At 57.1% G+C, this 9,433-nt stretch carries 7 protein-coding genes; 2 read left to right on the forward strand and 5 right to left on the reverse strand.

Features of this window, described 5'->3' with window-relative positions; translation table 11 throughout:
- Window positions 1-47 precede the first annotated feature (47 nt).
- On the reverse strand, window positions 48-362 hold the full coding sequence (groES, locus tag FBZ97_RS29490; protein WP_113353012.1) for a co-chaperone GroES: 315 nt from the start codon (window positions 360-362) through the stop codon (window positions 48-50).
- A 278-nt stretch (window positions 363-640) separates the two neighbouring features.
- Here groES and FBZ97_RS29495 point away from each other — a divergent pair, with 278 nt between their 5' ends.
- Entirely contained in the window at window positions 641-913 is a 273-nt protein-coding gene (locus FBZ97_RS29495; RefSeq protein WP_069614226.1) for an usg protein, read from the forward strand.
- 412 nt (window positions 914-1,325) lie between these two features.
- On the opposite strand, the gene FBZ97_RS29500 is transcribed toward FBZ97_RS29495, so the two are convergent.
- The 3 genes from FBZ97_RS29500 to treY form a co-directional block, all read right to left on the reverse strand.
- Window positions 1,326-1,700, reverse strand: a complete 375-nt coding sequence (locus FBZ97_RS29500; protein ID WP_113353536.1) for a GFA family protein — start codon at window positions 1,698-1,700, stop codon at window positions 1,326-1,328.
- Window positions 1,701-2,448: 748 nt separating this feature from the next.
- Window positions 2,449-4,515, reverse strand: coding sequence for a glycogen debranching protein GlgX (gene glgX, locus FBZ97_RS29505; protein WP_145323161.1), 2,067 nt, complete (start codon window positions 4,513-4,515; stop codon window positions 2,449-2,451).
- 97 nt (window positions 4,516-4,612) lie between these two features.
- Window positions 4,613-7,087 carry a malto-oligosyltrehalose synthase gene (treY, locus tag FBZ97_RS29510; protein ID WP_145323163.1) on the reverse strand — a complete coding sequence of 825 codons (2,475 nt, stop codon included), beginning with the start codon at window positions 7,085-7,087 and terminating at the stop codon, window positions 4,613-4,615.
- A 129-nt stretch (window positions 7,088-7,216) separates the two neighbouring features.
- Here treY and treZ point away from each other — a divergent pair, with 129 nt between their 5' ends.
- Window positions 7,217-8,977 (forward strand): malto-oligosyltrehalose trehalohydrolase, encoded by a 1,761-nt coding sequence (gene treZ / locus FBZ97_RS29515; protein ID WP_145323165.1) that lies wholly within the window; start codon window positions 7,217-7,219, stop codon window positions 8,975-8,977.
- Between the two features lie 80 nt (window positions 8,978-9,057).
- Here the strand turns inward: treZ and FBZ97_RS29520 are convergent, their stop codons facing one another.
- Window positions 9,058-9,402 carry a response regulator gene (locus FBZ97_RS29520; protein WP_113353009.1) on the reverse strand — a complete coding sequence of 115 codons (345 nt, stop codon included), beginning with the start codon at window positions 9,400-9,402 and terminating at the stop codon, window positions 9,058-9,060.
- Window positions 9,403-9,433 lie beyond the last annotated feature (31 nt).

A 9,433-nucleotide genomic window follows, 5' to 3' on the forward strand; every position in this document is an offset into this window, starting at 1 on the left:
ACTCCTCAATAGGCAGCTATCAGACTGATGGTTCGTGGCGTGGAGGCTCAGGCAGCCTGTTTCCGCTCGGCCTGGGCTTCAATAATGCCCATGACATCGCTTTCCTTCATGATGAGCAGGTCTTCGCCATTGATCTTGATCTCAGTGCCGGACCATTTTCCGAACAAGATGCGATCGCCAGCCTTGACGTCGAGGGCCTGGATCTGGCCGGCGTCGTTGCGCGCGCCCGGCCCCACGGCGATAACCTCGCCTTCCTGCGGCTTTTCCTTGGCGGTGTCGGGAATGATGATGCCGCCCTTGGTCTTTTCCTCGGAATCGACGCGGCGGACAAGAATGCGATCATGAAGCGGTCGGAACGACATGTTTTCCTCCGTTGAGCAAAAAAGATGACGTTGATCCCCTCACCGGACCGGATGACCAGTCCGGGCGGGTGCAAAACCTCGTTCGAGCCTTTTGCGCGAAATGATCTGGTTTTGGGATTTTTCGATTTCAAGAGGGATGGACAAAAAAATTAGCACTCGCCTCAGGCGGCTGCTAACATGCTGGAATGGAACAAGAAAATGGCACTTTGCGTTGAAAACCCATTGATGGCCGCAAAAATTTGCGCCACCATCCGACTGTCACGAAACGGAGATGAAGCATGCGATTTTCGTCGGAACTGGAAGGTCAACTAAACGGCTATGGGCTGACCACCGCGCATATCCTCTATCACATTCCCGATTTCGAATCCGTCCTGCAGACCTACGTCTGGCAGGATTACGACCTGGCGCCCGATTTTCCCGAAATGCATAGGTTCCTCGATTTCTGGCAAACCAATCTCGACGGGCCGCTGCATTCCGTCCGCTACAGCCATCGGCGCCTGATCGGTCCAAACGAATGGCGTCGTGTCGAAGGCGAGTTCAAGCTCCATTAGGACCCGAACCGAAACTTTCCTTCCCCAGTCTTCGATAATCAAGGCTTGATGAGCTCGGTCGTTCTCCCTTGCCAACCCTCGACAGGCCGGGGAGGCTAAGGCTCAGCTCCTGCCGGGCGGAGAAGATTATCGGCTGGAAGGATTTGAATCCTTGCTGGTCTTTTAGGTTCATCAGGAACGGGGGCGCGTCATCCTCGTAACGCCCTCGTGATTATTTATTGCATGCGAAGAATGTCAGCATCGACGGGCCGATATCTCCATCAGTCCTGCTCACGGCTTTCGCCAATAACTTTGTCGATCAGACCTTCATTGCGTGGGAAGGCCGAGTAAGCGGAGAAGCATTCCAGTCACGCGTACCATTTGGTCCGCTTTTCCTGTTTTTGACGGCGGCTAGCCCGCCATCATGCGCGCCTCATCGTCTATCCTCCTCGTGCTGCTCCGCGCCTTCGATCGATGAAAGCCAGGGTTCCCGCCGTTTGGTCCAAACCTCATAGCTGGGTCTGAGACGCGTGGGTGCCGCGCTCAGGACTCCAAGCTTGATCTCGACCTCGCTATCGCCAACGGCAAACACGCGCGAACCGCAACGCGGGCAAAACTCGCGTCCAGCAAACTCGCTCGTCGCGCCTTCATAGTGAAATTCACTTGCGGGCCATAGGCCGAAATAAGTGAAGGCGGATCCGCTTTCCTGCCGGCAATCCGTGCAATGACAAATGCCGATACGTAGCGGTTTTCCGCGCACCGTTAGACGCACTTGCCCGCAACGGCATGATCCGGTTAATTCCTTCATGGGATTGTCCGCGTCATCGCTTACATTCGTGATTGGGCCTTCCCCGCGACTGACCTGTTCGGTCCGCCAGCGTCCATCGGACAGCTGGTAGCTGATTTCGGTATCTTCGCCGCCCTGCTGTTGGCGGGCCGCCGCAGATTTGGCGGCGGCAAGCGCACTCCCGTGATCGGGAAACGTCTCCGACCAAACATCACCGACGCGATAGGCAAAACCCTCGTCATGGATACCAACGTGATATGTTAACGGCATTAGTTCCTCCGGCTCGGCCGAGCACTCGTGGAATTTGGAAACGGTGCGACAAGGGTCGATCCCTTACAGGAGGAACACCCATGCATACACTCATGCATTATCTCACGGCCTCCCATCAAAGTTCGGAGACCAGGAAAAGTTTCCAAACAGCAACAGATATTTAGGTTTGCAAGAAACAAAACGGAGCCGACCGGCCTGGATTCCAGACCAAAATTCCGGTGAATGGCAGTTTTACATACCGCGAGAGCTAATGGGATGGGCAACCCGTATTGTTCGCGGCATAGCACAAGAAATCATATGAGCTACAAAACGACAACCAAATGCCAATATTCGTTTCATCGGCGGCCGGGGCAGTGAGATAACTAAAGCCGCATACCGCCGGAATAACCTAATATCGACGGTACCTTCGACTGGACGGGTTCGAGATTTCCGTCGCTTGTCCGAGCTTCCACGCTCTTAAAGACCCACGACGTGCATTTTCATTTCACTCACGCTTGTTTCAGGCGGGCCTCAAAAGCGAGAGACTGCGGGCTTCAAGTTTCAAGAATTTCTTGTCGACCCCGCCCCGATCCTGCCCATCAGGATCGGATGTCGATAGTTCCAGCGCCCAGCGTTTGTCATCCGGCAAGGTAAAGTCGACATCTCCATCACGAGGGTTGAAAAGGACTAGAATATCATCCCAGCCCTCTTCGAAGGGTTGCTCACGCGACAGGCGCAGGCCGATCGCCGTGTTTGCTTCATCGTCCCATTGCTCGTCCGTCTGCTCTCCGCCGGTCGGATTGAGCCAGGTGACAATCAGACCATCGCGCCAATTTTCTCGTCTGAGGATGGAATGTGCCTGACGCAAGGCGATCAGCCGTTTGACGAAGGTATAAAGCGCCTCGGCGCTGCCATATCGATCGTCCCAATGCAGCCAGCTGAGTTCGTTGTCCTGACAGTAGCCATTGTTGTTGCCCATCTGGCTGCGGCCGGCCTCATCACCCGCCAGCAGCATCGGCGTACCATGCGACAGAAAGAGGGTCGCGAGAAAATTGCGTTTCTGGCGCTCTCGAACGGTATTGATGGCTTCATCATCCGTCGGACCTTCAGCGCCGTAATTGTAGCTGCGGTTGTCGTTGTGGCCGTCATTGTTGTCTTCGCCATTGGCCTCATTATGCTTCTCGTTATAGGAGACGAGATCATTAAGCGTGAAGCCATCGTGGGCGGCGATGAAATTGACAGTGGCCCACGGGCGGCGGCCACGAAGATCATAAACGTCGCCCGACCCTAAGATGCGGGCGGCAAAATCCCTTGTCATGCCAGGTGTGCCCTTCCAGTAATCCCGGACCGTATCGCGATATTTGTCATTCCACTCCGCCCAACCCGGCGGAAATCCCCCCACCTGATAACCGCCGGGGCCAATGTCCCACGGCTCGCCGACAAGTTTGACTTTGGCAAGCACCGGATCCTGGCCGACCGCGTCGAAGAAGCCGCTGCGCTGATCGAAACCCTGGGGTTCGCGACCAAGAATGGTGCCGAGATCGAAACGAAAGCCATCGACGTGCATTTCTTCGACCCAATAGCGCAGCGAGTCCGTCACCATTTGCAGCACGCGCGGATGCGACGTGTTGATCGTGTTGCCGGTGCCGGTGTCGTTGATGTAGTAGCGGGGCTGGTCCGGCAGGGTGCGGTAATAGGAGAAATTGTCGATACCCTTGAAGGAAAGGGTCGGACCGAGTTCATTGCCCTCCGCGGTATGATTATAGACGACATCGAGGATGACCTCGATACCGGCATCGTGGAAGGCACGCACCATGTCGCGAAAGCCTGAAAGGCCCTTAGGCCCGTAATAACGAGTTGCCGGCGCGAAGAAGGCAAGGCTGTTGTAGCCCCAATAGTTGTGCAAGCCCTTGTCGAGCAAGTGACTGTCATCGGGAAAGAAATGGATGGGAAGGAGTTCGATGGAGGTGACGCCGAGGCTCTTGATGTAATCGACGACCGCCCCGTGCCCCAGACCGTCAAAGGTGCCACGCAACGGCTCCGGAATTGCCGGATTCAGCATCGTCATTCCCTTGACGTGCGCCTCATAGAAAATGGTCTCAGGCCACGCGACCGACGGCTTCTTATCCGATGTTTCATTCTTGAGGTCGACCACACGGCATTTGGGCACCTGTCCGGCGCTATCGGTCTCGTCGAAGGAAAGATCCTTTTGCTCGTCGTCCAGACGATAGGCGAACTGGGCTTGCGACCATTCGATGTTGCCCACAAGCTCGCGGGCATAGGGGTCGACGAGCAATTTGTGCGCATTGAAACGATGCCCTTTCTCGGGATCGAACGGGCCGTGCACGCGGTAGCCATACAAGGCACCTGGCTTCAGTCCAGGCACATAGCCATGCCAGATTTCATGGGTATATTCCGGCAGAGCGATCCGCTCGACCTCCTTTCCGCTTTCGTCGAAAAGGCAGAGTTCCACCTTTTCCGCATAGGCGCTGAAAAGTGCGAAATTGACACCCTCTCCGTCATAATTCGCTCCCAGGCGCGTGTAATCTCCAGGCTCGATCGCATACCTCTTGCCGCCTTCCGTCATGAAATCCTCGTGATCGTTGCTGCGCAGCAGAAACACCCTGTGAAGCGCTTTGTTCCGGCCTTGAGGTCGGACTACGCATGCATCGGCGCCAGGATCGTCACCGGTTCCCCACGAGAAAGGATAGGGAATGATCGGTAAACAGCTGTGCTGCCAGAAGATCGCCAGCTGACGAAGGCTTATCCGTCAAGAGATCGTATAGCGGCGCCTTGAGCTCTCGCGGCATCATCACAGCGGTGTCTTTCCAGAAATCCGATGAAGGCATATCGACCAGACGCGGCACGATCGTAACCGCTGTTTCCCGCTCGTGAACGCGAGCGAAAGCCACGAGATTGGACGCTCGTGCGCCGCTGGTTTCCAAAGGCACATATTCGCCCTCGAGGAAAAGAAAGGGGTGCTGATTGCGATAGCGCAGCACCGTGCGGATGACATGCCGTTTCAAGAAAGCGGGATCCATCGCGAGGGGACCGGCCGCTTCCGTGTCAGTCCACGGATGGTCGACCGGTCGTCGATTGTCCGGATCGACAAGGCTGAAATCGAGACGCTCGCTACCCTGATAGATGTCGGGAACACCGGGAGCCGTGAGCTTGATCAGCAACTGCGACAGGCTGTTGCGGAAACCAAGCTCCATGAAAGGACGCAGCGTCCGGTCGAAATCACGGATGAACTCCCGATTATCCTCCGAAAACAAGGCGGCGGCATAGGCCTCGACCGCATGCTCATAGGAAGGGTTTTCATCCATCCAATCCGTCCGGAGCTTGGCTTCTCGGATCGCCTTCAACACATAGGCGCAAAACCGTTCCTTCAGTGCGCTCCGATCGGCTCCTTCGATGTCCTGCGGCCAGATGCCGGCAAGCGCCTGGTAAAGCATCCATTCGATATTGGGCTCGGGCGCGGGTCCATCGGCAAGGCTGGAGCGAAAAGGAGAATTCATGTTGCGCCATCGCTCGACGCCTGCAATCCAGGCATCAGGATCCTGCGTGAGGCCGTATAGGCGGGCGCGAGCGTCTTCTCCCCGCTTGGTATCATGCGTCGAGGTCGTGGAAAGGCCGCAGCGTTGCCGCTGAAACCGGTCGTTCATGAATTGATGAAAGGCCGCCACCGAGCCCGGTGGCGCGTGTGGCTCGCCTCCGACCTCGTTCAATGCGATGAGGCGGTTATAACGATAAAACAGGGTGTCTTCGACCGCCTTTGCCATGATCGGACCGCTGAGCTGCTGGAATCTGGCTCGAAACTCCAGAGCTTCGGCTGCAGAAACCTCCTCTTTCAAAAGACGGGCGAGCGCATCGAGGGCATCAACGGTCGACAATCGGCTTATTGCCTTCCCACAGGCAATCTCGACGACCGTCACATCATCGGACGATGCAGCTCCCTGATAGGCATAGGTACGGTAAACCGGGAAGGCGACCAGCAGCTCGCGAAGCGCCGACGCTATTTCCTCCTCGTCGAAATCCGCAAAAATCGAGCATGCCAGCCTCGTCAGACGCCTCGTCTCACCGGCGAAATTGCGCTCGACCATCAGCAGCTTCGCCTTGCGCAAACCTGTGGCAAAGTCGGCATCTTCCTCGCTGACGGACCTGTAGGCTTCGTCCAGCTTGCGCAACCCCTCCTCGTTCACGAAGAGATCGGCCATGGCGGCGATGAATTCGTAGCCGGTCGTCCCCGCCACCGGCCAATCCGCCGGCAGCTTCTCACCACGGGCAAGGATTTTCTCGACTACGATGAACGTGTCCGGACCAACGGCTTGCCGCAGATGCTCGAGATAGCCCTTCGGATCGGCCAGTCCATCGATATGGTCGACGCGTAATCCTTGGACCTGTCCGGAACGAACCAATTCGATGATCAGCCGATGCGTGTCGTCGAAGACCCGTGGGTCCTCCACCCGCATCCCGACCAGGCCTGCCACCTCGAAGAAGCGCCTGTAGCTGAGGTTTTCGGCGGCATCTTTCCAATAGAGCAATTGCCAATGCTGTTCCGCGAGAAGTTTTCTCATGGCGGCCGCATCCCTCGAAAATGCGAGCAACCGCTCCGCATCCGTTCCTATGTCCGCTGCCAGCCGGTCGGCACTTGCGATCGAAAGCGGCAGCAGATCGTCGAAGTAGGCCAGATAGATGCAACCATCCGCGGGCTCGTAGCGAAGACGAAAGTCCGCCGCGGCCAGGCTTTCCTCCAACGGGCGTCCCAGAAGCGGCAAGGTGAGCTTGCGTTGCCAGTCGATATCGAAATGGCCGGCATAGGCACTGCCCGATCCACGCTGCAACACGTCCCGCCACCACGCGTTTTCCGCGGAAGCGGCCATATGGTTGGGCACGATGTCGAGGATCAGGCCCAGCTTCGCCTGTTGCAAGACCGCACAGAAAGCATCGAACCCAGCGCGACCGCCAAGCACCGGGTCGATCTCGTTCGCATCCGTGACATCATAGCCATGCGTCGATCCCTTCTTGGCCGCAAAGATCGGCGAGGCATAGACGTGGCTAATGCCGAGACGCTTCAGATAGGGAACCAGCTCCGTTGCCCTTTCAAAGGTGACATTTCCGCGAAACTGCAGGCGATAGGTAGAGGTTAAGACGGTCATGGCTTCCTCGCTGCGTCGGGGGGCTCTTAAGAACGGAACTGAAAGAGATCTGTTCCCACCCCAGGAACCGTTCCCGTCAAGATGCGTTGGATGCAGGAAAATTTCAGCGTCATTGACGGATAGGGTGTCATGCAGCACGGCTTCGCATTTGGACCACAAATCAATGAGAATGCGGTCTTGTTCCGCTTGTGGGCGCCCTTGGCGGAGAGCGCGCTCGTCCGCATCGAGCAGCGCGGAGAATGGGCCATGCGGCGGAGCCAGGACGGCTGGCATGTCGTCGAAGTCAACGACGCGCAGATCGGCGATCGCTATAAGTTCGTGCTGGCCGATGGGTTTGCCGTGCCGGATCCTGCCTCGCGCTTTCAGCCCGAAGACGTTCACGGCCCGAGCGAGCTGATCGATCCAACGTTCACGTGGAAAACGCAGGGATGGAAGGGACGCCGCTGGGAGGAGATCGTCATCTACGAACTGCATGTCGGCGCCTTCACGGAAGCTGGCACATTTCTGGCGGCCATCGAAAAGCTCGACCATTTGCAGCGCCTCGGCATAACGGCCATTCAAATCATGCCGCTTTCGGATTTTCGCGGTCGGTATGGATGGGGTTACGACGGTGTTTTGCCCTATGCACCGGATGGCAGCTACGGCCGCCCCGAACATCTCAAAATGCTCGTCGATGCAGCCCACGAGCGCGGCATCTGCGTCTTTCTCGATGTGGTCTATAATCATTTCGGGCCGGACGGAAACTATCTGCCCCGCTACGCGCCGATCTTCGGCGACCGGCACGAAAGCGTCTGGGGCAAGGGCCTGAACTACGATGGCGACAGCAGCCGCTTCGTCCGCGATTTCGTCATAGAAAACGCTGTCTATTGGCTGAGCGAGTTTCGGATGGATGGTTTGCGGCTCGATGCCGTTCACGCGATGAAGGACGATAGCGATCCGCATATCCTTCTCGAACTTGCCGGTCGCGTCAGAAGCGCCTTCCCTGAACGCCATGTGCACCTGATCGTCGAAAACGAGGATAATGAAGCGGCTCTCCTCGCGCGCGATGACGACGGCAAGCCGCGCCACTTTACCGCACAGTGGAATGATGACATCCACCACGCTCTCCACGTGGCGGCCACAGGCGAGACCTTCGGCTACTACGAAGATTATGCCGATTGGACACCGCGCCTGAGCCGCGCGCTTGCCGAGGGCTTCGCGTTTCAGGGGGAGCACATGGAATATCGAGGGCGATCAAGGGGATCGCCAAGCGTTGGCTTGCCGCCATCGGCCTTTATCTCCTTCATCCAAAACCATGACCAGATCGGCAATCGGGCGCGCGGCGATCGTATGATTTCTTCCCACCCCATCGAGGTGATAAAGGCTATCGCAGCCATCTATCTTCTCTCGCCCCAGATCCCCATGCTGTTCATGGGTGAGGAATGGGGCGCTACCGATCCCTTTCCCTTCTTTTGCGATTTCGATGAGGAGCTCAACGCCAAGATAAGGCTTGGCCGCAAGGAGGAACTGAAGCGCCTGCCCGGCTTCGAAGCGGAGGATGCATGCGACCCGACGGCCGAAGCCACCTTCCTCCGCGCAAAATTGCGCTGGGATAAAATGGATGAGAACCCGGCAACGGGACGCTATTACCGGCAGTTGCTAGAGCTCAGACATCAAATGGTCGTGCCGCTCCTCGTCGAAGCGCATAGTTGCTTGGCGACCTACGATCCAGACGCCTCGCCAATCCGAGTGCGCTGGAAACTCGGGTCTACAAATCTTCATTTGGCAGCCAATTTGTCGAACACGCCTGTTATTTTGAAAAGTCCGATCGAGGGACAAGCATTTTTTTCGTCGCACGGCATGACAGACAACTCGATCGGACCATGGGGAATTGTCTGGAGCCTGTCGTGAGCTATTTCGCAAATCTGAGGGACGAGCTTCTACTGCCCTTCAGGCAACCCGATCCCCTCAGAGGCCAAGCCTACTTAACCTTATAGGCGCCGCGCCTTTTCCAAGGCATCGATGATTGCTTTGTCGGTGAATGGCTTGTCGATTATTCCAACCGCGCCTTCAAGGCCATAACCAACCCGCTCCGGGCTGCCGGTCACAAAGATCACTTTTATCCTGAACCGATCCGTCAATCGGCGAGCAAGCCCCGCTCCGCTATGGCCATCGGCCAAGCCGAGATCCACGAAAGCCACCTCTGCCTTTGACGCGTAGGCCAGGGCCTGTTCCGCGGTCATGAAGGAGCCCACGACTTCGTGGCCAGCTTCGATCGCGATGCGCTCCAATTCCAGTGCCACCAAGGGCTCGTCTTCGACGATCATGATTTTCATTAGCAACCTCCTCATGCAATAAAAGATGGAT

This window comes from Rhizobium sp. ERR 942, from assembly GCF_007828395.1.
Lineage (GTDB): Bacteria > Pseudomonadota > Alphaproteobacteria > Rhizobiales > Rhizobiaceae > Rhizobium > Rhizobium dioscoreae.

Excerpts from the sequence above, each read along its gene's own strand:
- FBZ97_RS29520 (WP_113353009.1), bottom strand. The coding sequence starts at position 9,402 with ATGAAAATCATGATCGTCGAAGACGAGCCCTTGGTGGCACTGGAATTG.
- FBZ97_RS29495 (WP_069614226.1), top strand. The coding sequence starts at position 641 with ATGCGATTTTCGTCGGAACTGGAAGGTCAACTAAACGGCTATGGGCTG.
- FBZ97_RS29500 (WP_113353536.1), bottom strand. The coding sequence starts at position 1,700 with ATGAAGGAATTAACCGGATCATGCCGTTGCGGGCAAGTGCGTCTAACG.
- groES (WP_113353012.1), bottom strand. The coding sequence starts at position 362 with ATGTCGTTCCGACCGCTTCATGATCGCATTCTTGTCCGCCGCGTCGAT.
- glgX (WP_145323161.1), bottom strand. The coding sequence starts at position 4,515 with ATGACGGAAGGCGGCAAGAGGTATGCGATCGAGCCTGGAGATTACACG.
- treZ (WP_145323165.1), top strand. The coding sequence starts at position 7,217 with ATGCAGCACGGCTTCGCATTTGGACCACAAATCAATGAGAATGCGGTC.
- treY (WP_145323163.1), bottom strand. The coding sequence starts at position 7,087 with ATGACCGTCTTAACCTCTACCTATCGCCTGCAGTTTCGCGGAAATGTC.